The sequence below is a fragment of the Pseudarthrobacter sp. L1SW genome (assembly GCF_020809045.1).
GTDB lineage: Bacteria > Actinomycetota > Actinomycetes > Actinomycetales > Micrococcaceae > Arthrobacter.
The window spans coordinates 2,790,173-2,815,003 of sequence record NZ_CP078079.1; the positions used below are offsets into that span (position 1 = coordinate 2,790,173).

Here is a 24,831-nt window from a genome sequence, read left to right on the forward strand (position 1 = left end):
AAAGATATGACGCTCGAGGAAATAAAGGCAGCCAAGGACCAGATACGTGTTGCCCATCGCCGCCGCCGGGCTTCCCTGACGCTCCAGGAGCGCCAGGACGCGGGGGAAGCCTTGGCGAAGCATGGCGCAGCGTGGGCAGATTCAGTAACCCAGGGGAACGCAGCGACAGTCTGCGCCTACCTCGGCGTCGGGGCGGAACCGCCTACGCTGCCGCTGATCGCGGCCCTCCACGATGCCGGCCACAAGGTCCTCCTTCCCGTCTGCGAACCGGGGCGGGAGCTGAAGTGGGTCTTCTGGACGCCGGGCGTCGACCTGGTGAGGAGCAGCTTTGCCCCCATCCTGGAGCCTGTGGGGACACGGCATGAGATTGAGGTGGCCGGCGAAGCTGCCGCGCTTTTCATCCCTGCCACCGCGATTGATCTTGCAGGCAGCAGGGTGGGCCAGGGCGGCGGTTATTACGACAAGTTCCTGGGCCACCTCGCATCAGCCGGGAAGCATATTCCGCTGGCCGCGGTGATCTACGACGGTGAACTGTTGCCTGCCGGCAGGATTCCTGTAGAGGAATTCGACCGGCCCGTGCCGGGCGTTGTGCTTCCTTCCGGATTCCGGAGCCTAACGGAGGCCGCCTGACCGGGAAGGCCGGCGCAGGAGGATGGTAGAATTAGCACTCAGGCCCTGTGACTGCTAATAGACATCCAGCTGGATGACCGTGCGGCAGTCCGGGACCTCTCGTTTGCCCAAGAGGAGGAGCACCAGTGCCAACGTATGCGTACGCCTGCAAGGATTGCGGCCATGCCTTTGACATCGTCCAGTCGTTCTCGGACAGCTCTCTGACGTCCTGCCCCGAGTGCCAGGGGACCCTGCGCAAGAAGTTCAACAGCGTGGGCGTCGTCTTCAAGGGTTCCGGCTTCTACCGCACGGACTCCCGGGACGCCAAGGGCAGCACGGTATCGGCCGCCCCCGCGGCGCCGCCAGCAACAGCGGCTCCTGCGTCTGCGGCTCCGGCTCCGGCGGCCGCCGCGAGCTGATCCAAGGTTCCTCCGCCCGGGCGGCTGCCTGCGTTTGGACCCGGTTGTCCACATAGCTGCCATGGCTCCTGCCGCGGTCCTCAGATGCGCCCTAGCGTGGGCACATGCCTGCAAACGGACAGCTACGCCTGGTCAGCCCACGCACGCCACACAGACGTGGACTCCCGGGGAAAAAACAGCGCGGTGGCCCCCACGGCAGGGGCCCCGGCGCCGGCCGCAACGCAAGCCGCCGCCCGCCGGCCCGCTTTGCCGGCTGGCTGAGCCGCAACAGGAGGCTGGCGGCCGCGCTGCTCCTGTGCGCCGCAGCCGCCATCACGGTCCAGCAACTTACGCCGGCGCCGGTCTACACCATCTCCGCCCTGGCCGCCGCCCGGGACCTGCCCGCAGGCACCGCCATGGCGTCCGCTGACCTCGCCTCCGTCCAGGTCCCGCCCGGCATGCTGGCCGACGGATTCCTCCATGAACCGGGCGAGGCGGCAGGGAAGCAACTCGCGGCCCCGCTGCGCAAGGGGCAGTTACTGACGGATGCCCAACTGCTCGGTCCGGGGCTCCTGGCGGGCACTCCACCCGGATCAGCGGCTGTTCCCCTCCGCATGGCGGATCCATCGTCCATCCAGCTCGTTTCCCCCGGTCAGCTCGTGAACGTGGTGCTGACGGCAGCCAGCGGCTACGACCAGCAGGCACCACCGGAGGTCTTGGCTTCTGGCGTGCCTGTGCTGTGGACGTCCGGCCAGGGCGGGCAGGGCGGCCAGTGGCTGGGCATGGCGGAGACTGACGGACTCATCGTGGTGGCAGCCAATGCGGAACAGGCGGCCCGGCTTGCCGGCGCCTCCACCCAGGGGAAGCTCTTTTTCGTCTTGGTGGGGCCGTAGCCCTTGGGGCTGTGGTCCGGGCCAGCGCCGGAGGCGCAGCGCCGGCTTCTTCCACAACGGGCAGGCACTTGCCTCAGCCTGGAGCTAACCTCAGCCCCAGTGGGGAGGTTTCTGTTCCTTCAGCCACGCATCGTGGTCGTCGTCTTCGCGGTCGCCCCAGCCCCGGGGTTCGTCTTCAGCTGCCTTCTTTGGCAGGGCAGGCGCGCCGGGCTGGGCGGCCGTGCCGGACTGGGCAGCCGTGGACGCGCTGCCGGGAACAGCGCCGCGGGCGCCCTCCTCGTCCTGCCCGGGCGCAGGTGCAGCGGCGGCCTGCCCGCTGTCCGAAGCGTCGTTGTCCTGGTGGTCCGGCGCCATGGCACCCGCCTCCTTGCTGTCCGGGCCTTCGGCCTGCATTGGTTCATGGTTCGATGCCGTGTGCCGGGACACGGCATCTATTCCGTTGAGGGCCTGGTCCACGTCGTCGTCCAGGAAGGCGACGGATGTGGCCGTTCGCCCGGAGAGCGCATTTTTTTCGAGGCCAAGGTACCCTGCGATGCGGTCGGCGCAGGCGGACGGATCAGTGAACACCTCGATGGTCCACAGCGGCATGTAGCGCCAGCCATGGCGCTCCAGCAGCTGGGGACGCAGCCGGCTGCGCTCCCGGACGCTCAGGGCACGGTACTGTTCGGTGCCGTCCGATTCGATCGCCACCGGCCACGGGAGGTCTGCGTCCTCCTGGCCCATGGTGCTCAGCGGATCGGCGGCCGCCACGACGTCGATGGCGCCATCGTACTGGTGCCACACCCGGGCGCCGCGGGCGCGCAGGCGGTCTCCGAGGTCAGCCACCAGCGGATCGGCTCCGAGTGCCTGCTCGCTTGCCGCGGCGCGCGAAGCCGGAGTTCCGAGGTCCGTGTTTCCCGCGATTTCACGGTCAAGGAGGGCGTACAGGTCCACCGCACCGTGCGTCAGCCTGGTCTGGTCCAGGTCCTCCGGCCGGAAGCACGTGAGAACATGCATCGACCTGCGGGCGCGGGTCATGGCCAGGGCGAACTTTTCCCGGCCGCCTTCGGCAGAGAGGGGCCCGAAGTTGTGCAGGGCGCGTCCGTGGGGTGTCCGGCCAAAGCCGGGCGAGAAGATGACATGGTCGCGCACCAGCCCCTGGGCCCGTTCAAGGTCAACAACACGGAAGGACTCCGGACCGGCCCCGAAGAAGCCCGCCAGGGCCGGGTAGTTGGGCAGCTGGAGCCGGATGGATTCCCCGATCCTGGCCGCGTGGCGGAGGCTGGCCGTGACCACGGCCAGCGACGTACGCGGACGCAGCCGGGCGTGCTCGAAGACCAGCTGGACCACCCGGTTGACTTCCGCCACCACGGATTCCACGCCTTCGTGGTCCGCACTGGGCAACCCGGTGCCGTCCGGAAGGTATTCCACCAGCAGGGACCGGTCCAGTCCGGTAGCGGACTGCCCTTCCGGGAGCCGGCGGAGGCCGCCGTCGTAAAAGTTCTTACTCAGCTGGAGGACGAGGTCCTCGTCCACCGCCCGATAGACAAAGTTGAGCCTCCACACCGGAAGGACCTTGGACAGGGCACCGAAGGCGCTCTCCACCCGCTGGTGCGCCGATTCGCCCGGTGCCAGACGCTCAACGCCTACCGTGAAAGTGCGGGGGCTGGCAATCCGGGAATCGCCGAAGGCAATGACTTGCCGGGCACGGGCGATGGACGGAAGCACGGCCTGCAGCGAGGTCGCCTCCGCGTCCAGGATGACTACCGCGTCAAACCGCTGTTCCGCCGGCAGCAGGCCGGTCATGAGATAGGGGCTCACGGACCAGACCGGAACCAGCGTTCCGATCAGTTCAGGTGCCTGCGCCGTCAGCGACGGCAGCGACACCCTCCCGTCCTTGAGCAGGCTCCGGAGGAGGTCGGCCTGGCGGGGATGGGCTGCAATGGCGCTGCGCCACCGCTCGGCAAGGTCCCAGCGGAGGCGGGCGGCGCCGCTGGCGATGTGGGCATTGTCCGCGAGGCGGTACTCGGCCTCCAGCTTCCGCAGCGCGTCGCCGTCGGACATGGCCAGGTAGTCGTCGCCGCTGATCATGGCCTCAAGGGCTGACTGCCACCATGCCAGCTCAAGTTCGGCCGCCACGGAGCTGGCGGGAACCTCGCGCTCCGCGAGGTCGGCCAGCAGCTCGCCGAGCCCGTGCTCGCGCATGTTCTCGACGAGCAGGGTGCGCTCGGGCAGTGTCTTCAGTGTGTCGGTGTCCGCCACCAGCCGTTCAAGGCGCTCCATGAGTTCCTCGTACCGGACGGCTGCCAGGGAACCGCCGGCCGCCGTGTGGCGCAGGGCCTCGCCCAGGCGGGCAAGGTCGCTGTCCAGCGAGCGGTACATGGCGTTCATCTCGGCGAGCCCGGACGGCACGGCGGGATGCCGCTGCGTGGTGGCATAACCCGCCCACAGCGCCCGCTGCTCCTGTACCAGCAGGAGGGACGTGTGCAGGTCGGCGATGTGGACCCCGGGCCTGACATACTCCTTCGCGACCCTCCGCAGCCTTGAGCGCTGCATGGAGGTCATCTCGATGCCGCGCTCCTTGCGCCAGGCCGACGGCGCGGTGGCCGAAATGAGGTCCGTCACGGGGCGGTCGAAAATGTCCGGCGTGAACTTGTCCAGGCTGCCCCGCACCGCCACCAGGAGCTCGAGCTGTTCACCCCATTCCGCGAAGGAGGCTCCCAGCCGGATTTCCGCATGTTCAGCCACGGCTTCCATGCGGTCGCGGAGGGCCGGCAGGCTCTTTTCCACCGAGCGGACAAGCTCCTGTGCTTCCTCGGTCTCTTTCCGCGTCAGCAGCCGGGCACCGTGCCACGGGCTGGCGGTGGAGGCCTTGCTGAAGCTTCCCAGCTCAGCTGCCCGGCGGAGCCTCCCCGCAAGCTCGTCACGGTCCCGGATGCTGTCCAGGACGCTCCGCTTCAGCCGCACAGTGGTGGCCGGGGCGGGGTGGATCGAGGTGAGCTCCGCCAGCGACTGCATGGCCTGGTATGGGGAGCAGCCCCACCGCTGCCGGACGTTGTGGAGCGATGCCACATGGTCCATCAACGCGTGGCGGTGCTCAGTCAGCGTGTTGTGCAGGTTCCCCAGCTGGGGTTCCAGCGACTTTTCGTTGCGGACGATGGCACGGACCAGCTGCGCCTTGAGCTGCTGGGCGGTGACGTTCCCGGACAGCTGGAAGAGGATGGACTCCAGGCCCAGGCCCTCAAGCTGGCCGGACACTTCGTTGAGGCTGGCGCGGCGGTCCCCCACCACCAGGACGGTCTTGCCGGCATCCACCAGTGCGCCGATGGTGTTGATGGCGGTCTGGGTCTGGCCGGTGCCCGGCGGGGTCCTGACCACCAGGGAATCACCGGCACGGGCAGCGTCAATGACGTACTGCTGGTCCGTGTCCGCGTCCAGCAGGAGCAGTTCGTCCTTCGGGTGCCTGCTGTCCAGGGGAGGAAACCGTGAGGGGTCCGGCTCCTCGACGTCCACCACTTCGCCTCCGCCGGCGGTGGCCAGCGCGGAAATGAGCGGGTTGGAGTCGTTGATCCACGGGTCGTCCAGGTTGCCGGACAGGTCCGCGAACGTGGAAACCAGCAGGTTGTGCTGCGCCTCGGCGCCGTGAATAGGCCTGATCAGCGTGCCCAGCCGGTCCAGGACGGGCTGGGGATCAAAGCGGGCCGTGCTGTAGGCGAGCCGCGTGACGGCGTTGACGTCAAAAACAATGCCATGGATGTTTTTCAGGTGCCGCACCAGGGCGGGGTTGATGTGCGCCTGCTCGGTCAGCTGGAGTTCGTAGTCGTCCTCCCCCGGCCGGACGGTGAGCGAAATGGCGGTGAGCATGACCGGGGCCGAGACGCGCTGGGGCTTGCCGCCGACGGCCGACGTCCACACCACGGTGCCTGCGGAGAGATAGCCGGCGTCAATGCCGCGCTCGTTGGACAGCTCGAAGATCTTGGACCGGATGTTCCGGGATGCCCTGGCCGCGACGACGTACTGCTGGCGGTCCCGGATCAGGGTGGACAGCCGCGTCTTGCGGCCCGCCATAAGCTGGGCCAGCCCTGACGGATGGGCGTGCGTCAGGTCGATGGAGCCCTCGGGCGTCTTGGTGAAGCGCAGCATGGTGTCTGCCCCGGTGACGGGTTTAAGCCCGGACAGCCATTTGCGGAGCTCCTCGGAGCCCTCCGGGTGGCCTTGACCAACTGACACTACTGCCTTCTTTTCTGCGCTTGCACGTGACGTCCTGGACCATACGGGCATAGGTTCGAGAGTAGCCGCTCAGGCGGCGGGACTGAGAGACCGCAACACTGCAAAGCCCGAAATTCCGGAGGATTTCACCCCGGAACACCAGTGGCCGGCCTCCATTGACGGAGGCCGGCCACTCAGGATGCTATTCCCACTCGATGGTTCCCGGCGGCTTGCTGGTGACGTCGAGCACCACGCGGTTGACGCCCTCCACCTCGTTGGTGATGCGGTTGGAGATCCTGGCCAGCAGTTCGTACGGAAGCCGTGACCAGTCCGCCGTCATGGCGTCCTCAGAGGAGACGGGGCGGAGCACGATGGGGTGGCCGTAGGTGCGGCCGTCGCCCATGACTCCGACGCTGCGGACATCGGCCAGCAGCACCACGGGCATCTGCCAGACCTCGTTGTCCAGGCCCGCGGCAGTGAGCTCGGCACGGGCGATGGCGTCCGCCTTGCGCAGCAGGTCAAGGCGTTCCTTGGTGACCTCGCCGACGATCCGGATTCCAAGTCCAGGCCCCGGGAAGGGCTGGCGCCCCACAATTTCCTGCGGCAGGCCCAGCTGGGCGCCCACGGCACGGACCTCGTCCTTGAAGAGTGCCCGGAGCGGTTCGACGAGCTCGAACTGCAGGTCCTCGGGCAGGCCGCCCACGTTGTGGTGGCTCTTGATGTTCGCTGCGCCCTCGCCGCCGCCGGATTCGACAACGTCCGGGTAGAGGGTGCCCTGCACCAGGAACTTGATCTTCTCGCCGTGGGCGGCGGCCTCGGCGATGATGGCCAGCTCGGCTTCCTCGAACGCGCGGATGAACTCGCGGCCGATGATCTTGCGCTTCGTTTCGGGATCGCTGACACCGGCAAGCGCGGACAGGAAGCGCTCCTGCTCGTTGGCGACATACAGCTTCACGCCGGTGGCGGCAACGAAGTCGCGCTCAACCTGCTCGGCTTCGCCTTCGCGCAGCAGGCCGTGGTCCACGAACACACAGGTCAGCTGGTCACCGACGGCGCGCTGCACCAGGGCAGCCGCGACGGCGGAGTCCACACCGCCGGAGAGGCCGCAGATCACCCGTGCGTCGCCGATCTGCTTCCGGATCCGCTCCACCTGTTCCTCCAGGATGTTGCCCGTGGTCCAGTTGGGCTCGATCCGGGCGCCCTTGAAGAGGAAGTTTTCCAGGACCTGCTGGCCGTAGGCGGAGTGCTTGACCTCGGGGTGCCACTGCACGCCGAACAGGCCCTTCTCCTCGTTGGCGAAGGCAGCCACCTCAGCGCCCGCCGTCGTCGCCAGCACTTCGAAGCCCTCAGGGGCCTCGTGCACGGAGTCGCCGTGGCTCATCCAGGTGTTCTGGTGCTGCGGCATGCCCTCCAGGACCGAGCGGCCTTCGCCGATGATGGTGGTCTGGGTGGAGCCGTACTCCCGCAGCCCGGTCTTGTCCACCTTGCCGCCCAGGGCGTTGGCCATGGCCTGGAAGCCGTAGCAGATGCCGAAGACCGGGACCCCGGCCTCGAAGAGGTCGGCCCCGACGCTCGGGGCACCGTCCGCGTAAACGCTGGACGGGCCGCCGGACAGGATGATGGCGGCGGGGTTCTTGGCCAGGAGCTGCTCGGTGGTGTACGTATGCGGAACCACTTCCGAATACACGTTCGCTTCCCGGACGCGGCGGGCAATCAGCTGCGCGTACTGGGCACCGTAGTCAACAACCAGCACCGGCTTCTGGGAAGTCTGGGATGCAGTGGGAGTAGTCACCGTCATAGCCTACTTTGCGCCGTTGCGCCGGCGCACCTTGAGAAGCGGTGCTGTGACGCAGCAGACTCCCCCGGCGGGCATCGCCGGGCAAGCGCTGGTCAGTAGCGCTGGGGGGCCTGCGGGTTGGCGGCAAGCTCGGCCTCAACCTCCGCGTGGACCTTCTTTTCCACAATGAAGGAAAGGAAAGGGACCACGCCGCCCAGTGCCAGCAGGATCAGCTTGAGGAACGGCCAGCGCATCAGGGACCAGAGCCGGAAGTTCGAGATCAGGTAGACGACGTACATCCAGCCGTGCACGATCAGGACGGCCACGGACAGGTTCACTCCGCCCAGAACCCCGGGGGGCTCCGCGTCAGCGAAGCCAAAGCCGAAAGGCTGGCCGGTGACGGCGTTGGTGCCGCCGGCGAACAGGTACTGCCCGAAGCCGTACCGGGCGGCCAGTTCCGCGCAGAGGAGCAGCAGCATGGTGCCGGTGAGGTACGCGAGCACTTTGTAGAACTTCAGGGCCGAGCGGATCTGGGCTTCCGTGCCGCCGAAGCGCCGCTTCTTGCCGGGGCGCTTCCCTGCAGTGTTGGTGCCTGCGTTGGTGCCGGCGGCGGGAGTGGCCGGTTTTGGATCAATCATGGCTGTACCTTTTGCTGGTTCTGTTCAGGATGCTCGGGTTGTTCAGGGAGAGGGTGGTCGCCATCATGATCGAGGGCCTCCTCAAGGTCCCGGTGGTAGTCGTCCTTGACCAGGCGCCACCAGACGAAGAGGGCAAAGCCGGCGAAGACCACCCATTCGAGGGAATAGAAGAGGTTGAGCCAGTTGATCTGCTGGGCGGGCGGCTGCGGGCCGATATCCAGGGGAAGGAGTCCACCGGGCACGGCGGCCGGGCTGACGTCCTCGCCGCCGGCTAGTTCAGCAGTGGCAGCGACGAAGCCCGGGTAACTGCTGACTTCCCAGTAGTTGATCAGCTCAGCCACGGACACTGCGGTGGCTTCGCCCGGCCGGGGTGCCGTTCCCGGCACAGGTGCCTCGGACGGCAGGAGCCGCCCCGTCAGTTCGAGGACGCCCGACGGCGGCGCCGGGACGTCTGCGGGGTCCGCCACCCATCCGCGGGCCACGGGAATCCACGTCTGGGGTGAGGCGGCCACGCCGCTCAGGGTGGGGGCGCCGGAGACGGCGAAGGCGGTAACCACCCAGTAGCCCGGCTTGCCGTCATGCAGCCGGCCGGGGACCAGGAGCTGTTTTGCGGGGTCATAGGACCCCTGCGCCGAGACCATCTGGTCGGCATCGGTCCCGTGGAAGAACTCGCCGGGCCGGAGGGTGTCCGTCAGTGGCTTGACCTGTTCAGTGGCAGGGTTGGCCGGGATTTCCGGCCGCGTGGACCGCCCGAACTGCCATTGGCTCAGCAGCACGAAGACCCCGGAGATGGCGATCGCGAAGACAAAACCGGCGATCCATCGGGGCTTAAGGGCTGTTTTCCACACGTCTTAACCGTACTTCGTACCGCTGTAGAACAACTAAACGCCGGAGCTGCTGCTCAGTGATCGAAGAACACCAGGCTCGAGTTGATGAGCTCCGCAATCACCTCGGGATCGTAGGCCCGGCGCAGCGATTCCCTGAACGACTCCTTGGACAGCGACCGGGCCAGCGTTGCGAGGACCTCAAGGTGGTCCGAGAAGGAACTGGCGGGGGTGGCGATCAGCAGGATCACCGTGGCAGGGCCATCGGCGGCGCCAAAATCCAAGGCATGCCCGTATTTGGCGATGCCCACGGCGATGGAGGTCTGGGACACGAACTCGCTGCGCGCATGCGGCAGGCCGATGCCGCCCGGGAGTCCTGTGGCCAGCTGGTGCTCCCGGGCATTCACATGCTTGAGGAACCCGTCCAGGTCCGAGATGCGCCCGGCGGCGTACATCCGCTTGGCGAGCTGCGTGGCGGCGTCGGCCTTGTCCGTTGCCTCCAGCTCCAGGATCACCATTTCGGGAGTGGTGAGCTCGGCGTCGTACCGGTCTAGTGGTTCCGCCAAGGCGTATCCCTTCGGTCAGGAGTGCTGTTGCCGTGAATCCCTCAGCGCAAGGGCACGATGTCTTCCACGCCCAGGCGGGCGGCGTCTGCGGATTCGTCGTCCGGCTGTTGCTGGCTGAGGCGTTCGGCCTCCACCCGTGCGATGTAGTGCCGGACCTCGTTTTCGCGCTGTGCGTCACTCCAGCCAAGAACGTCACCCATTAGTTTAGCGACAACCGGCACCGCGGACACGCCGCGGTCCCACGCCTCGATGGAAATCCGTGTCCTCCGGGTCAGGACGTCGTGCACATGCCGCGCGCCCTCGTGGGTGGCGGCGTACACGGCCTCGGCCTGGAGGTAGTCGTCAGCGCCGGGAATCGGCTCAGCCAGGGCCGGATTCTCTTCGATGATGGCCAGCACCTCATCGGTCATGGAGCCATACCGGTTCAGCAGGTGCTCAACGCGGGCCACATGCACTCCGGATTCCTCCGCGGTCCGGTTGCGCCGGTTCCATGCCGCCCGGAAGCCGCTTGCGCCCAACAGCGGGATGGTTTCCGTGCAGCTGGGCGGAACCCGCTCGTCCATGGTGCGGGTAGCTTCATCCACCGCGTCCTTGGCCATCACGCGGTAGGTGGTCCACTTGCCCCCGGCCACCACCACAAGGCCCGGAACGGGATGGGCCACCACATGCTCGCGGGACAGCTTGGCAGTGGAGTCGTTTTCGCCGGCGAGGAGGGGACGCAGGCCGGCGTAGACGCCCTCCACATCCTCCCGGGTCAGCGGCCGCTTGAGGACCTTGTTGACGTGTTCCAGGATGTAGTCGATGTCCTTGCTGGAGGCGGCCGGGTGGGCCTTGTCCAGGTTCCAGTCGGTGTCCGTGGTGCCGATGATCCAGTGCCGGCCCCAGGGAATGACGAACAGCACCGATTTCTCGGTGCGCAGGATCAGCCCCACCGTTGACTGGAACCGGTCGCGCGGCACCACCAGGTGGATGCCCTTGGAGGCACGCACCTTCAGCTGGCCCCGGTCGGTCACCATGGCCTGCGTTTCGTCCGTCCAGACGCCCGTGGCGTTGATGACCTGCTTGGCTTTGATGTTGAACTGCGTGCCGTCCTCGTGGTTGACCACCTTGGCCCCCACTACCCGTTCGCCCTCGCGGAGGAAATCCACCACTTTCATCTGGTTGACGGCGTGGGCGCCGTAGTAGGCGGCAGTCCGCACCAAATTGGCGCAGTATTTGGCGTCGTCCACCTGGCCGTCGTAGTAGCGGATGGAGCCCACGAAGGCGTCGTTCTTGAGGCTGGGGGCGGCGCGCAGGGTGCCACGTCGGGTGAGGTGCTTGTGGAACGGCACTCCCCTGCTGTGCCCGCTGGAGATGGACATGACGTCGTACAGTGCGATGCCGGCACCCACGTACGGGCGCTCGATGAAGGGCTTGGTCAGCGGGTACAGGAAAGGCACCGGCCGGGCCAGGTGCGGCGCCAGTTCCGAGAGCAGCAGGCCCCGCTCCTGCAGGGCCTCCTTCACCAGGCCGAAATCAAGCATCTCCAGGTAGCGGAGGCCGCCATGGATGAGCTTCGAGGACCGGGAGGACGTGCCTGCCGCCCAGTCGCTCGCCTCAACGATGCCCACCGTCAGGCCGCGGGTGACGGCGTCCAGGGCGGCTCCGGTGCCCACGATTCCGCCGCCGACAATGAGGATGTCCAGCTCCTGGCCGGGCTCCGACGTGGCGCGCAGCCGTTGGATGGATGCTTCCCTGGCTTCCGGGCCGAGGGCCCCGCCGTTAACAGGAAATCTCTTCATTGAACGCCTCCAGTGCCTCTTGTGCCGGTAGTAAAACCACCCTACTTGCTGGCGGCACGCTTGGGCAGGCGTCCGTCAGTTTCCGGCGTAAGGGGAAACCACGACGTCGACCCGCTGGAATTCCTTCAGGTCAGAGTAGCCGGTGGTCGCCATGGAGCGGCGCAGCGCACCGATGAGGTTCGAGGTGCCGTTGGTGTGGTGTCCCGGCCCGAACAAGACTTCCTCCAGCGGGCCCACGGTGCCCACGTTGGCGCGGTCGCCGCGGGGCAGTTCAAGGTGGTGGGCTTCCTGGCCCCAGTGCCAGCCCTTGCCGGGCGCCTCCTCCGCCCGTGCCAGCGCGCTGCCGAGCATCACGGCGTCGGCGCCCATCGCGATGGCCTTGACGATGTCACCCGAGGTGCCCATGCCGCCGTCGGCAATCACGTGGACGTAGCGGCCGCCGGACTCATCCATGTAGTCGCGGCGGGCGGCAGCGACGTCGGAAATGGCGGAGGCCATGGGCGAGTGGATGCCCAATGCGCGGCGGGTGGTGGTGGTGGCCCCGCCGCCGAAGCCAACCAGGACGCCCGCGGCGCCGGTGCGCATGAGGTGCAGGGCGGGCGTGTAGCCGGCGGCGCCGCCCACGATGACGGGGACGTCCAGTTCGTAGATGAACTGCTTGAGGTTGAGCGGCTCGTGGTCCTTGGAGACGTGCTCGGCGGAGACGGTGGTGCCGCGGATGACGAAGATGTCCACGCCGGCAGCGAGGACGGTCTTGTAGTGCTCCTGGGTGCGCTGCGGGGTGAGCGATCCCGCCACCGTCACTCCGGCCTCCCGGATTTCGGCGAGGCGGGAGGTGATCAGCTCAGGCTGGATGGGCGCCTGGTACAGCTCCTGCATGCGGCCGGTCACGGCGGGGCTGTTGGTTTCGTCCTCCAGCGCTCCGATCTCGTCCAGGATGGGCTGCGGGTCCTCGTAGCGGGTCCACAGGCCTTCGAGGTCGAGGACACCGAGGCCGCCGAGCTTGCCGAGGGCAATGGCCGTAGCCGGGGACATCGCCGAGTCCATCGGGGCGGCGATCACCGGCATGTCGAACTGGTAGGCGTCGATCTGCCAGGAGACGGAGACGTCCTTCGGGTCGCGGGTGCGACGGTTGGGGACGATTGCTATGTCATCCAGGGAGTAGGCACGACGCCCACGCTTGCCACGGCCGATCTCGATCTCGTAAGTCACTGCTCTAGGTTATCCCAGCCGCTGCGGTGTCCTTGGCTAGAGTGGCACGGTGGGCAGACGCTGGATCTTTGATGGACACATTGCGGGCCTGGGCACCTCCTCCGGGCTGCGTGCGGTGGTGGGCCTCTGGCAACAGTCCCCGTTCGGCGCGTTTTCCGACGTGATGCTCCAGCAGCCGTCCGGGCGGCGGCTGCTGCTGGCACCCACCGCAGAGGTGGCGGACTTCATCTCCGGCACCTACGCGTTCGACGACGTTGTGCTGGTCGGCGTGTCCGCCCGGCTGGAGCGGGGCTCATTGAGGGTCGACGCCGGCCCGCTCGCCGTGAGCGCCAGCATCGGCAGCCGGACCCTCCTGGGCCGCACGCTGCGGGCGGTTCCCCGGCCCCTCGCCGTCCATCCCCGCTGGCTGGGGGCGGTCAGTCCTGTCGCGGGGCTGCTCAGCGGCGGCCCCCGGACCGCCGGAACGGCCGGAAGCGGCCGCCGGGAGTACTACGGGGTGAGCGACCTCCACAACATCACGTCCGCCGTCGTCAGCTGGAACGGCACGGACGCCGGCGCACTGGTGCCCATCCGCCCCGCCGTGACGTTCGGTTTCAGCAGTGTTCCGCCCCAGCCAAGCCTCGCCCGGGTCCGGACGACCATCCTGCAAACTGGTGGCAGCGGGGACAACTCCCCATCGCGGCGGTCCCAGGAGTGACGTAGGTTTTGCTGTGGGCTCTTTGGACTGTGGCAACAACATTGGGGGCAAACTGTGGCGCCAGGAATATATGGGGCTGACATCGATCAGCTGCGGACGCTGTCACGGTCACTGGCAACATCCGGGTCGAGCCTGAAGGGTGTGGAATCGACCGTGAATGCGCTGGTGCAGTCCGCTGCCTGGAAGGGCACCGACGGCGACAGGTTCCGCAGCGAATGGTCCTCCACCCTCCGTCCGATGCTCAACAAAACGTCGGAGTCCCTGCAAAACCAGTCTTCAGCGTTGTTGAAACACGCTGTCGAACAGGAAACCGCCAGCAACCAGGGCGGCGCTGGTTCTTCACCCGCCTCCGGGAACGGGACCAGCACAAATTCCGCGGGTTCCGCCCCGGAAGGCGGGTGGGGTGATGCGTTCACGGACCCGGACTATCAGCATGCTCCCTCCGGCATCGAGTGGCTCCTCGAAAAAATCGGAGTTGACGACGGCAGCGCGGCATCAGGAATTGCTGCGGCCATGGTGTTTGTTGCCGACAAATTCAACTGGAACCTGGAGCTCGCGCAGGTCCAGCCGGGCGTCAGTAAATTCTTCGACTTCATGAAGGGCACCGGGAAGGTGCTGGGCGTCCTGGGCGGGGCAACCGGTGTCCTGGACGTCCTCTCCGGAATCGATGGAAAGGACCCCTTCAGGATCGCGGACGGCCTCATTGGTGGCGGCCTCTCCGTGGCTGCCGTTGTTGCGACAGGGACCATTGTAGGAGCACCTGCCGGTGTAGTCCTGGGCGGACTTGCCCTCGGCTGGGGACTCCTGGGAATGATGTCGGGGGATGTTCCGGTCACCAAGCGGATCTGGGACTTCGGCGCAGGAGTGGTAGGCGCCGCCAAGGATGTGGCCTCCGGCACCCGGGATGCCCTTGGATGGGTGGGCGGTAAGCTCGGTTTCGGCTGAGGCCGAGCCTGGACCAACCCGGCAACCTGATCCTGTGAGGAAACAATGACAGACCCCAGCAGTACGGAAACGGAGACCGGCTCCGCCACACCCGCCTACCGGATCACGAGCCACGAAATCCTTACGCTGCTCGCCTTCGTGCCCGGGGCCGGAACTTCACTGACCCGCCGGGTCCTTGGGCTGGCCGAACTGGCTGATGACCACGATCTTGTCCGTGCCGGCCTGGGAACACTGAACGTCAGGGACATGCTGGAGATCAACGGCGAGGAAGTGTCCCTCCGGGGGGAGGCCAAGGTTCTTGCGCAGATCTTCAGCACATCATCACAGTGGTACGACGTGACCCGGATTGGTCCCGGGTACACGTCCCCGAGCTACCTGGTGGGCTCCCCCGCCGGCCGCGCGGCCGTGTTCCTCCGACCCCTCAGCGAGTATTTGTGCCTTCCGCTCCGGGAGGACGTGGAATTGCTGGACTTCGTCCAGGCCCAGGTGGATGAGGGGGCAGCAGCCCTGGGGAACCAGGGCGGCGGCATCGTGAGCTCAAGGCGGTACAGCGCCGAAACACCGGACCCCGTCATTGCCAACATCAAGGTCCTGGAGGACGGCACACTTCAGCTTGCCTCGGCGCCACTGGACGAGGACGGACAACTCAGAGTCCGGGACCTGGATGAGGCCCAGCAGCCCGGCCTGGCCGTACGGGCGCTGCTGGCGGCCCCGGCATGACGAACATGGCTGCGACCAACACTGAAGGCTTCCCGCAAATGGCCCTGGGGTACGCCCACCGCCGGGCCCGCGTTTTCTGGTTTTGGTGGATGGGCATGGTTTTCGCCGTGCCAGGCACGGTCCAGGCCGCTGTTTTGGCCGGCACAGGCCAGAACCCGGAGGACGGGCTGGTGCTGGCGTTCCTGGGGTTGGCCATCTCGGGAGCCGGGTGGCTGATGGCCGTGGGACCACGCTTTACGCGCAGCGAGCCCCGCCCGGCGAATGACGTCAACCGCGCTGAGCAGTACATCAGGATTGTTCCGGGGACCGTGATCGGCATGGTGGCGGCCATGCTGGTGCTGGTTGCAGCCGTGATGCTGGCCGCACCGCGGGGAACCTCCCCCGACGTCCTGCCCATCCTTGCGTTCCTGGCGGCGTTTCCCTTGCCCGTTGGAGCAGGAATGCTGTACTCGCGCCACCTGCACCGGCACCGGGACCGTCTCTACAAAGGCTGGCTCAGCCGCCGGTGAGTGGGCGGCCGCGAGGGCGCCCGGCCGGAGCCCGGGGGACTCAACCGGCTTCGGCTGGTCCCTGGCCGGGGCTGGCGGGGACGCTGAGCTGGGACTCGAACATCCGGAAGTACCGCCCGCGCAGCGCCACCAGTTCCGTGTGCGTGCCCTGCTCAACGATCCGGCCGTCCTCCAGCATGTACACGATGTCCGCCTTCTCGATGGTTGCCAGGCGGTGGCTGATGGCGATGATGGTGCTGCTGCGGTCCGCGAAGAGGCGGGTGAAGATCCGGTGCTCAGCGAGGGCGTCGATGGCCGACGTCGGCTCGTCCATCACCATGAATGAAGCGTTCCGGTAGAAGTTGCGGGCCATCGCGAGCCGCTGCCACTGTCCGCCGGAGAGACCGCTGCCCTTCCGGCCACGCGGGTCCTCCATCCAGTTACTGACGTGGTTTTCCAGGCCATTGGGCAGTTTGTTGATGAATTCCAGTGCCTCCGCATCTCCGGCGGCCCTGCGGATGCGGGCGTCGTCACGCGGCGAGTCGACATCGCCGAAGTAGATGTTTTCGGCGGCGGTGGCGAACTCGTATTTGAGGAACTCCTGGCTCAGCACCGCCAGGTGGCGGTGCCAGGAGGTGACGTCGACGGCGGCGAGGTCCACGCCGTCGAGCATTACCTGCCCGGAGTCCGGGCGGTACAGCCCGGCCAGGATCCTGATCAACGTGGACTTTCCGGCACCGTTCTCCCCCACGATGGCGATGTGCTGGCCCTCGCGGATGGTGAGGCTGATCCCGCGGATCACTTCGATGTCGCTGCCGGTATAGGTGAAGCGGATGTCCTTAAGCTCCACGGTTTTTGGGGACTGCAGCAGCGGCGGCGCATGCTCCGAATGCACGGGCAGGGCCATAAACAGTTCGTAGTCCTTGAGGTTGGCCAGGTCCTCGTCAATCGAGCTGAGGGAGGAGACGAGGTTGTTCGCGGTGGACAGCGCCCTGCTGACAATCTGCTGCACGTAAAGGAACTGCCCCACGGGCTGGGCGCGGGCGATGATCTGCCCCACCACCCAGACCAGGGACACCACCTCTGCGCCGTACTGGAGGGAATCGGCGACCAGCTGCTTGGGGATGTACCGCCGCTGGTAATCAAGGCGGCGGCGCTCGTCCGCGTCCCGCAGGCGGGAGCGGAGGTCCATCAGGAAGCCGACGATGCCGTACAGCCGCATCTCCGCGATGTGCTGCGGCCGGAGGAGGTTCGTTTCGATCATTCTCCGCTGCCGGCGTGAGTCCACCTGTGTATTCCAGTGCGCAATCTGCTCCCTGGAGAGCTTGAACTGCAGGTAGACGCTCGGCACGATGGCCACCAGCACGATCACCGCGATCCACCAGCTCACCAGCAGCAGCGCCCCGACGGCGAGGACCACAGAGATGAGCTGGGTGAAGATGGCGGCGATCCGGTCCAGGACGCGTGCGTAGGAGTCCGAGAACCTCTTGGCCCGGTCGTACAGGTCAACGGTTTCCTTGTCGTCATACCGCCAGAACTCGAGCGCGAGGAACCTTTCGTACATCTGGTCGCCCACGATGGCGCCCACCTTGAAGCTCATGAGCTGCTGGATATAGCGGTCCACGCTGGTGAAGGCGCCCCAGAACAGGCCGAGCGCGGCGGTGATGATGACGTAGATGATGGCCGACTGCCCTGCGCCGGCATCACCGGCGTAGGCCGCTGCCAGCGCCGTGGTGGTGAGCGCGGCGAAGTAGGTGGTGACCAGCGGAAGGACGGCGGAGATCAGGGAGCCCAGGACCTTCATGACAACCGCGCCCGGGGAGGCACGGAAGCTGACCCGCAGCACCTGGGCTACGGCCCGGGCATAAGGCCGCAGGGCCAGCCGGCGCTGGGGGTCGCGTTTGGGGGTCAGTTCCGCCGGATGGCGTGGTGCGGACATGCAATCAGCCTAGTTCCGTACAGGCGCGGGCAGGCCCTGGAGTTCGAAAACCCCATGGCCTGCCGGATCATGCTGAACCCGCGGTCAGCGGGAGCCGTAGTTCGGCGCCTCGACGGTCATCTGGATGTCGTGCGGGTGCGATTCCTTCAGGCCTGCCGGGGTGATCCGGACGAACTTGCCGCGTGCCTTCAGCTCGGCAACGGTGGGCGCACCGGTGTAGAACATTGTCTGGCGGAGGCCGCCCACCAGCTGGTAGGCCACGGAGGACAGCGGACCGCGGTAGGCCACGCGGCCTTCGATGCCCTCGGGGATGAGCTTGTCATCACCGGAGACGTCCGCCTGGAAGTAGCGGTCCTTGGAGTAGGACGTGTTCTTGCCTCGCGACTGCATGGCACCCAGCGAGCCCATGCCGCGGTAGGACTTGAACTGCTTGCCGTTGACGAAGATCAGCTCACCCGGGGACTCGTCGCAGCCCGCAAGCAGGGAGCCGAGCATCACGGTGTCGGCTCCGGCTACCAGCGCCTTGCCGATGTCGCCGGAGTACTGCAGCCCGCCGTCGGCGATCAGCGGCACGCCGGCCGGGATGGCGGCCTTGGCGGACTCGTAGATGGCGGTGATCTGCGGTACACCCACGCCTGCAACCACACGGGTGGTGCAGATGGAGCCGGGCCCCACGCCCACCTTGATGCCGTCGGCGCCGGCGTCGATCAGGGCCTGCGCACCTTCGCGGGTGGCTGCCTGGCCGCCGATGATGTCCACGTGTGCGGCAACGGGATCGGACTTAAGCCGGCGGATCATGTCCAGCACGCCCTGTGAGTGGCCGTTGGCGGTGTCCACGAACAGGGCGTCGACGCCGGCGTCAACCAGCGCCATGGCCCGCTCCCAGCCGTCCCCGAAGAAGCCGATGGCGGCGCCCACGCGGAGCCGGCCTTCGTCGTCCTTGGTGGCCAAGGGGTACTGCTCCGCCTTGGTGAAGTCCTTGGTGGTGATGAGGCCCTTGAGCCGGCCCTGGTCATCCACCAGGGGGAGCTTCTCGATCTTGTTGGTGGCGAGCTTGTGCGAGGCCTCCTCGCGGCTGATTCCCACGTGTCCGGTGACCAGCGGCATCTTGGTCATGACATCGCTGACCAGCCGCAGCGGAAAGTCGGACTCGGGCACAAAGCGGGTGTCGCGGTTGGTGACGATGCCCAGCAGGCGGTTGTCCTCATCCACCACGGGAAGGCCCGAGACGCGGTACTGGGCGCACAGGTTGTCCAGCTCGCGCAGGGTTGCCTCGGGGCGGATGGTGAGCGGGTTGGTGATCATGCCCGACTCGCTGCGCTTGACCCGGTCCACCTGGTCCGCCTGGTCCGCGATGGAAAGGTTCCGGTGCACTACGCCCAGGCCGCCCTGCCGTGCCATGGCGATGGCCATGCGGGATTCGGTGACAGTGTCCATGGCTGCGGACAGCAGGGGCGTCTGCACGGTGATCCGCTTGGAAATCCGGGAGGACGTGTCTGCCTCGGACGGGATGACCTCGGTGTGGCCCGGCAGGAGCAGGACGTCGTCGTAGGTCAGGCCAATGAAGCCGAAGGGGTTGTGTTCGGGCTCGGTCATGAGTGCGCCTCTTACCTTGGTTGCTGGACGGGTAGGGGTTGCAGCCGATGACCAGCCCGTCATTACGGGACTGGCCTGTGCAGGAGATCGTGCAGGAAGCACCGCGGCAGGCGGCGCCCCGGGGGCAGAAAGTATTGAGTAAATATTAGAACCTCCGCGCCGATCCCCCTATTCCATGGGTTCAATGTGAGCAACTGCACTCCAGCCCGTGGCTGCCAGCAGCCGCTCCTCGAACATGGGAATCATGCTTTCCACATATGTCCGGGTGAGGTGGTTGTCGTCCTTGTACACATAGACGTTCCCCACAACGCCAGGGCAGATCCCCCGCGCACAGATGAAGTCGCTCAGGTCCATCAGGTGCAGCCGGTCCAGTTTGCCCCGGTAGCCCTCCAGCGGTGACGGCTCCACCAGTGACTCTGCCAGGGGCACACTGCATTCTGCAGCGTAGGCACCGTTCCGCTGCACGCACTCAGGCATGTTGAACGTGAAGCGGGGGTTGTCCCTGATCCCGATCACCTCGATTCCCGCTTCTATGAACGGCCGGACACCGTCCAGGTAGCCCGGCACCTCTGTTTCGAAGGGCGCGTCCTCGTGCGTCAGCGTAGCCACGGTGAACACAGCGTCAGGCCGGTGTTCCAGGACGTAGGCGGCGCTGGCCCGGTTGTAGGCGTTGCACTCCGCGTTCCTGGTTTCCGATTCGGCACCGAAGCGGCACGCCGGCATCAGGAGCGTGACCAGTTCCCATCCTTTGGCGGCGGCGATGGGGGCCAGCGCACCCAGGTATTGCTGGGAGTGGGAGTCGCCCAGGACCACGATCCGCCTGGTGGCCTCCCCTTCCGGAACCTCCTGCCGGCAGCCCTCGAGGATGGGATCGCCCGTGGCGTTGGCATCGGTGCAGGGGGCATGGATCCCAGCCCAGTCGTTGTCCAGCGCGGCGGGCCCGGGAATGATCCTCGCATCCGGGGGCGGCACCGGCGCGTTCTCCAGGTTCAGTGCCGCGGCCCCTGGCGTGAGCTCCCGCGGCTGTGCCGCCGTCGCGCTTTCCTCGGCGGTGAGCGTGGTCTGCCATACGGCGACGGGCCCGGCCAGGAGGGCACCGCAGGCAACAATGACGACGGCGGTGCGGCGCGCCCGCAGCTGGGGCCAGCGCCAGTCGCGAAGCGGCTTTTCAACGAAACGCGTGGTGAAGACGGCGAGCACGATGGACACACCGACGATCCCCAGGCCCTGGACGAGATTGGGCGCCTCCACGCCAGTGGCGGCGAGCACCAGCACCAGGACGGGCCAGTGCCACAGGTACAGGGCGTAGGAGTTGTCCCCCAGGGCCACCAGCGGCTTGCTGCTGAGGAGCCTGTCCACGCCCCAGCGGCTGCCGGTTTGCCCCGCGACAATGACCGCGGCGCCGGCCAGGGTGGGCCAGAGCGCAACGTACCCGGGAAATGAACGGTCCACGGTGAGGAGCAGGCCGCAGGAGACCATGGCCGCCAGGCCCGCCCAGCCCAGCACCACGCGGAAGGCCCGGGCGGGTTTGAGGTGGGGCAGGGCAAGGGCCAGCAGTGACCCCAGTGCGAACTCCCAGAGGCGGGCCCTGGTGTCGAAGTAGGCGTAGGCCTGGTTGGTGGCTGTCTGCTCCACCGAGTATGCCAGTGATGACGCGAAGACCGTGCCGAAGGCCAGCCCCAGCAGTCCGCGGTAGTTGACCCGGGCCAGCGCCGGGACGCGGTGCAGCAAAGCCAGCAGCGCCGCGGTGCCCGCGAAGACGAGCGGCCACAGGATGAACACCTGGCCCTGGATGGAGAGCGACCAGAAATGCTGAAGGGGGCTGGCACCTGCGTGGTCCTGGGCGTAGTAGTCCACCGCCGTGTCTGCGAGCAGCCAGTTCTGGCCATAGAACAACGACGCCCAGGCCTGGTCCAGGACCTGCGGCCAACGGCTCTGCGGGAGGATCAGCCAGGTGCCGGCGAGCACTCCGAGGACCACCACGACGGCGGCGGGCAGCAGCCGCTTGAACAGGTGCAGCCAGTGCGCCACAAGTCCGAACGGGCGCCCGGCTTCCGCTTTCCGGACGAAGGAAAGGGTCAGCAGGAAGGCGGAAACCAGCAGGAAGATGTCCACTCCGCCCGACACCCGGCCGAGCCAGACGTGGTAGGTGACCACCATGAGGACCGCGAGCGCCCGTAGTCCCTGGACTTCGGGACGGAAGGCCGGTTTCCTGCCCTTGGCGGAGGCCCCGGGTACCGGTCCGGATTGGGTTCCTGTTCCCGCTATCGACACAAAAAGACCTCACTGGCGCATGGGCAAAACATCAATCCTACCGAGGCGGGGTATTTTTGCTGCCATGTACCGCGCGTCGCGGCCCACGCCTGGAAGCGTCGCGGAGACGGCCGCATACAGGAACTCCTGCCCCAGGAAGAACAGTCCGGGGGTATCCAGGGCGACGCCGCGGTGCTGCCGCGGCAGCGCGCCGCCGTCGAGCAGGGCCGGATCGATCCAGCTGAAATCGTCCCGGAATCCGGTGCACCAGATGACGTTCGCCACCTCCATCCGGGTGCCGTCCTCCAGGACCGGCTTGCCGTCCTCCACTGCGGCCACCCGCGGTGCGAGCCGCACGCCGGCCGCCGCCAGGTCCCTGGTCTTGGTCCTGATCAGGGGCGTGGCGCGCGCCGTGAAGACAGGCGCCGCCTTGCGCCCGACGGGCGTGCCAAGCGTGAGCACATGCATTCCGAGGAAGCGGATGAGCGGAAGCGCATAGCGGGCAGCGGCGCGGCCGTGCTTCAGGGGAAGCTCGCCCCCGGGCTTGCCTGCCACGGTGGTGGGGTGGGAGCGGCTCACTTCAAGGGCGATCTCCGCTCCCGAGTTGCCCAGCCCCACCACCAGGACCGGACCGTCCTGCAGCTGGCCCGGGTTCCGGTAGCCGCTGGAATGGAGCTGGAGTGTGGAGGGGGCAAGCTCCGCCGCAAAGCCGGGCACCTTGGGTGCCTGGCTCACCCCTGTGGCCACGACGGCGTTGCGCGCCTCCCAGCGGCGGCCGTTGGATGCTGCCACGAAGTGGTCCGCCTCCCGCCAGAGGCGTTCCACCCGGGTGCCGTGGAGGATCGGCAGGCCCTCCCCCGTGGCGTAGTTTTCCAGGTAGTCGGCCACCTCATCCTTGGTGGGGAAGGACAGTGGATCGGCCGGGAACGGTGTACCGGGAAGTCCGTCGAACTTCGCCGGAGTGAACAGCCGGAGCGAATCCCACCGCTGGCGCCAGGCGTCGCCGGTGCGCGGATTTTCGTCCAGGATGAGGAAGTGCCGTTGCTGCTCCTGGAGGTGGTGGCCCAGGGCGAGTCCTGCCTGGCCGCCGCCGATGATCATTGTGTCCAGCATGCCGCTCACGTTGCTGCTGTTCATGGCTTTGCTCCTGTTGGGTTGATGGGAATGCCTTTTTCTGAGCCTTCCTGTCTTCCTCCCGTGGCGCCTTCCCGGCGCGGCCTGCGTCCCTGTAGCGGAGCCACCAGCCCAGCATCAGGGCGGAGGCCAGGACGTAGGCGAGGTGGAGGGCCCAGATGGGGCCGGCCGGGAGGTTGAACACGTAGACGGAATGGACCGCGTTGGCCACGTTTGTCAGCATCAGGTTCCCCAGGCTGTAGGAGCCCAGGTCCCTGGTCCGCGCCGCCTTGGCGAGCATGGGCAGCATTCCGACGGCAAAGAGCACCGTGGAAAGGGTGCCGGCGAGGACTGGGAGGTTCATGCTTGAAGGCTATGGGCCCGGTCCGGGTGGCCGCGTCGGGCGAAACATGCAAGTGCGCGGCAGGGCCTGCTGGGTAATTTTGTGTACGCCTCCTAGCCTGTGAGCCCGTGTTCGAAGGCATATTTGGTGGCTGCGGCCCGGGAGGACAGTCCGAGCTTCAGGAAGATGTTGCTGATGTGCCGGGCCACGGTTTTCTCGCTGAGGAAGAGGTGTGCGGCGATGGCGCGGTTTCCTTGCCCGGAAGCCACGAGCCGAAGCACCTCAACCTCCCGCGGGGTCAAGAGGCCCTGGCGCCGGCCGGGGTCGTCCTGGCCTGCCTGGATGAGGGAAGCCGCCCACGCGGCGGCCGGAGCGGCGCCAAGGTCGAGGAATTCTGCATGGGCGGACTCAAAATCCATGAGCGCGGATGCTTCGTCGCCCAGCGCACGGCAGGCGATTCCGATCAGCACCCGGCACCGGGCGGCCTCATACGGCACGCCCAGTTCAGCCCACAGGTGCCAGGCCTGCCGCAGGGAGACGCACGCGGCGGCAGGGTCGTCCCCGGCCAGCCGGACCTCTCCATCAGCTTGGCTGGCCGCGGCCCGGACCATGGGTTTGGGGTACTCCCGGGCGAAGAACTCCAACTCAGCGGCAGCCCGGGCTGCCGCTTCCGGATCTGCCGCTGCCAGTTCGATTTCCACGATCGCCGGCAACAGGTGCCGGCGGGTGGCCTGGTCAGCTTCGCCTGCGGCCCGCCGTATCATCGTTTGCGCCTGCTGCGGGTCGCCACGGGCCAGCCACAGGAGCGCAAGGCCTGGTTGGGGGTCGTAGCCGCTCCGCGCCGCCTGCCGGTAGGAGGCCTCGGCTGCGTCCAGGCTGCCGGCCAGGCGCTGCACCTCGCCCTGCTGGTAGTAGCCGCCGAACAGCGCCTGGGGATCACCGTTGATAGCCCGTTTCTGGGCGACCGCCGCTGCCTCCAGCGCTTCAGGCCAGGCGCCGTGGAGCCGGAAGAGTTCGGCGCGGTGGCCCTGGCACTGGCCGCTGAAAGGAACCATGTCCGGGCGGGCGGCGCACCAGCGGTCCAGGGCCGCCGTCCACTGCAGCGCCCTCTCCAGGTCGAAGGCCAGATGGCAGTTGCCGATCACCGCGCAGTAGATGATGCCGGAAGGGATCGGGGAGAGCTCCCCTGTTGTCACGGCGATCATTGCTTCATCGAACAAGCTGATTGCCTCGTCAGCCCGGCCCAGCATCAGGGTGGCCTGGCCGGTGCCCAGGAGGCCCAGCGCGGACAGGTCCTTGTCCTGGAACCTTCGGCCGGCGTCGGCGGCCTGGGAGAAGAGCTGGAGTGCGCCTGCGGGATCCCCGCCATAGAGTTTGCCCAGGGCTGCGGGGACCAGCAGGAACCCCTCCACGACGTTCGGCTCCGTCAGCTCGTCCAGGAGCCGCTGGCCGCGGGCGAACCATCCCCCGGCCTGTGCCGCCTCGCCGAGGTTCATGAACTGGATCCCCAGCCAGCCGGCACACCGGGCGGCGCCCGCCACATCGCCGACTTCCAGGTATTCCTCGTGGGCGCGGGTCAGTGTGTGCAGTCCTGTTGGCGTGTTGCCGGTCAGGATTTCGGCGGTGGCCAGCCGTTCAAGGTCGGCAGCGGGGAGTCCGCCACGCTGGTCCGCGTCCGTGTAGCTCCTGAGGGCATCGGTCCAGCGATTCTCCCGGAAGGCCAGCCTGCCGTCGTCGATGGCCGTTTCAGTTGACACGTTGACCTCCTCGGGCGCCGTCCGCCCAGCCGGCCTCGTTGCCCCGGGCGCCGGGCATCCGGGACCTAAGCGCCACGCTACGCCCGGTGCACAC

The 24,831-nt window shown here is 67.3% G+C and carries 19 protein-coding genes and 1 pseudogene; 7 read left to right on the forward strand and 13 right to left on the reverse strand.

Annotated elements, in window-relative coordinates:
- Positions 1 to 6: 6 nt before the first annotated feature.
- From KTR40_RS12835 to KTR40_RS12845, 3 genes are all read left to right on the forward strand, one after another.
- Complete coding sequence (locus tag KTR40_RS12835; RefSeq protein WP_139029863.1) at positions 7 to 630, forward strand: 5-formyltetrahydrofolate cyclo-ligase; 624 nt, start codon at positions 7 to 9, stop codon at positions 628 to 630.
- 125 nt (positions 631 to 755) lie between these two features.
- Entirely contained in the window at positions 756 to 1,028 is a 273-nt protein-coding gene (locus KTR40_RS12840) for an FmdB family zinc ribbon protein (RefSeq protein ID WP_228403971.1), read from the forward strand.
- A gap of 104 nt (positions 1,029 to 1,132) precedes the next feature.
- Complete coding sequence (locus tag KTR40_RS12845) at positions 1,133 to 1,900, forward strand: RcpC/CpaB family pilus assembly protein (RefSeq protein ID WP_228403972.1); 768 nt, start codon at positions 1,133 to 1,135, stop codon at positions 1,898 to 1,900.
- A 90-nt stretch (positions 1,901 to 1,990) separates the two neighbouring features.
- On the opposite strand, the gene KTR40_RS12850 is transcribed toward KTR40_RS12845, so the two are convergent.
- The 7 genes from KTR40_RS12850 to KTR40_RS12880 form a co-directional block, all read right to left on the reverse strand.
- Entirely contained in the window at positions 1,991 to 6,160 is a 4,170-nt protein-coding gene (locus KTR40_RS12850) for a DUF4011 domain-containing protein (protein WP_228403973.1), read from the reverse strand.
- Positions 6,161 to 6,290: 130 nt separating this feature from the next.
- On the reverse strand, positions 6,291 to 7,886 hold the full coding sequence (gene guaA, locus KTR40_RS12855) for a glutamine-hydrolyzing GMP synthase (protein WP_157241662.1): 1,596 nt from the start codon (positions 7,884 to 7,886) through the stop codon (positions 6,291 to 6,293).
- Between the two features lie 92 nt (positions 7,887 to 7,978).
- Complete coding sequence (locus KTR40_RS12860) at positions 7,979 to 8,503, reverse strand: DUF3817 domain-containing protein (RefSeq protein ID WP_228403974.1); 525 nt, start codon at positions 8,501 to 8,503, stop codon at positions 7,979 to 7,981.
- On the reverse strand, positions 8,500 to 9,351 hold the full coding sequence (locus KTR40_RS12865) for an SURF1 family protein (protein WP_228403975.1): 852 nt from the start codon (positions 9,349 to 9,351) through the stop codon (positions 8,500 to 8,502). The genes KTR40_RS12860 and KTR40_RS12865 overlap by 4 nt, the downstream gene beginning before the upstream one ends.
- 53 nt (positions 9,352 to 9,404) lie before the next feature.
- Positions 9,405 to 9,893, reverse strand: coding sequence for a PTS sugar transporter subunit IIA (locus tag KTR40_RS12870; protein WP_139029870.1), 489 nt, complete (start codon positions 9,891 to 9,893; stop codon positions 9,405 to 9,407).
- A gap of 41 nt (positions 9,894 to 9,934) precedes the next feature.
- Entirely contained in the window at positions 9,935 to 11,674 is a 1,740-nt protein-coding gene (locus KTR40_RS12875; protein WP_139029871.1) for a glycerol-3-phosphate dehydrogenase/oxidase, read from the reverse strand.
- A gap of 75 nt (positions 11,675 to 11,749) precedes the next feature.
- Positions 11,750 to 12,886, reverse strand: a complete 1,137-nt coding sequence (locus KTR40_RS12880; protein ID WP_139029872.1) for a GuaB3 family IMP dehydrogenase-related protein — start codon at positions 12,884 to 12,886, stop codon at positions 11,750 to 11,752.
- A 49-nt stretch (positions 12,887 to 12,935) separates the two neighbouring features.
- Between KTR40_RS12880 and KTR40_RS12885 the strand changes: the two genes are divergently transcribed.
- The 4 genes from KTR40_RS12885 to KTR40_RS12900 all read left to right on the forward strand — a co-directional run bounded on the left by KTR40_RS12885 (position 12,936) and on the right by KTR40_RS12900 (position 15,757).
- Positions 12,936 to 13,583 carry a hypothetical protein gene (locus KTR40_RS12885; RefSeq protein WP_228403976.1) on the forward strand — a complete coding sequence of 216 codons (648 nt, stop codon included), beginning with the start codon at positions 12,936 to 12,938 and terminating at the stop codon, positions 13,581 to 13,583.
- Positions 13,584 to 13,724: 141 nt separating this feature from the next.
- Complete coding sequence (locus KTR40_RS12890) at positions 13,725 to 14,528, forward strand: hypothetical protein (RefSeq protein ID WP_228403977.1); 804 nt, start codon at positions 13,725 to 13,727, stop codon at positions 14,526 to 14,528.
- A gap of 45 nt (positions 14,529 to 14,573) precedes the next feature.
- Positions 14,574 to 15,248, forward strand: coding sequence for a hypothetical protein (locus tag KTR40_RS12895; protein WP_228406245.1), 675 nt, complete (start codon positions 14,574 to 14,576; stop codon positions 15,246 to 15,248).
- Between the two features lie 5 nt (positions 15,249 to 15,253).
- Positions 15,254 to 15,757: a hypothetical protein gene (locus tag KTR40_RS12900; RefSeq protein ID WP_139029876.1), complete on the forward strand. Its 504-nt coding sequence runs from the start codon at positions 15,254 to 15,256 to the stop codon at positions 15,755 to 15,757.
- A gap of 40 nt (positions 15,758 to 15,797) precedes the next feature.
- Here the strand turns inward: KTR40_RS12900 and KTR40_RS12905 are convergent, their stop codons facing one another.
- The 6 genes and pseudogenes from KTR40_RS12905 to KTR40_RS12930 form a co-directional block, all read right to left on the reverse strand.
- The gene (locus KTR40_RS12905) at positions 15,798 to 17,675 is read right to left on the reverse strand and encodes an ABC transporter ATP-binding protein (RefSeq protein WP_228403978.1); all 1,878 of its coding nucleotides are present in this window, start codon (positions 17,673 to 17,675) and stop codon (positions 15,798 to 15,800) included.
- 84 nt (positions 17,676 to 17,759) lie between these two features.
- Positions 17,760 to 19,271 carry an IMP dehydrogenase gene (gene guaB, locus KTR40_RS12910; protein ID WP_104998577.1) on the reverse strand — a complete coding sequence of 504 codons (1,512 nt, stop codon included), beginning with the start codon at positions 19,269 to 19,271 and terminating at the stop codon, positions 17,760 to 17,762.
- A gap of 168 nt (positions 19,272 to 19,439) precedes the next feature.
- Complete coding sequence (locus KTR40_RS12915) at positions 19,440 to 21,545, reverse strand: acyltransferase family protein (protein WP_370633133.1); 2,106 nt, start codon at positions 21,543 to 21,545, stop codon at positions 19,440 to 19,442.
- A 9-nt stretch (positions 21,546 to 21,554) separates the two neighbouring features.
- Positions 21,555 to 22,661, reverse strand: a complete 1,107-nt coding sequence (locus KTR40_RS12920; protein ID WP_228403979.1) for an NAD(P)/FAD-dependent oxidoreductase — start codon at positions 22,659 to 22,661, stop codon at positions 21,555 to 21,557.
- A gap of 79 nt (positions 22,662 to 22,740) precedes the next feature.
- A pseudogene (locus KTR40_RS12925) lies at positions 22,741 to 23,001 on the reverse strand (hypothetical protein); the annotation flags it as partial.
- Between the two features lie 92 nt (positions 23,002 to 23,093).
- A complete protein-coding gene (locus KTR40_RS12930) occupies positions 23,094 to 24,737 on the reverse strand; it encodes a response regulator transcription factor (protein WP_228403980.1) in 1,644 nt (547 codons plus the stop codon).
- Positions 24,738 to 24,831: the final 94 nt, after the last annotated feature.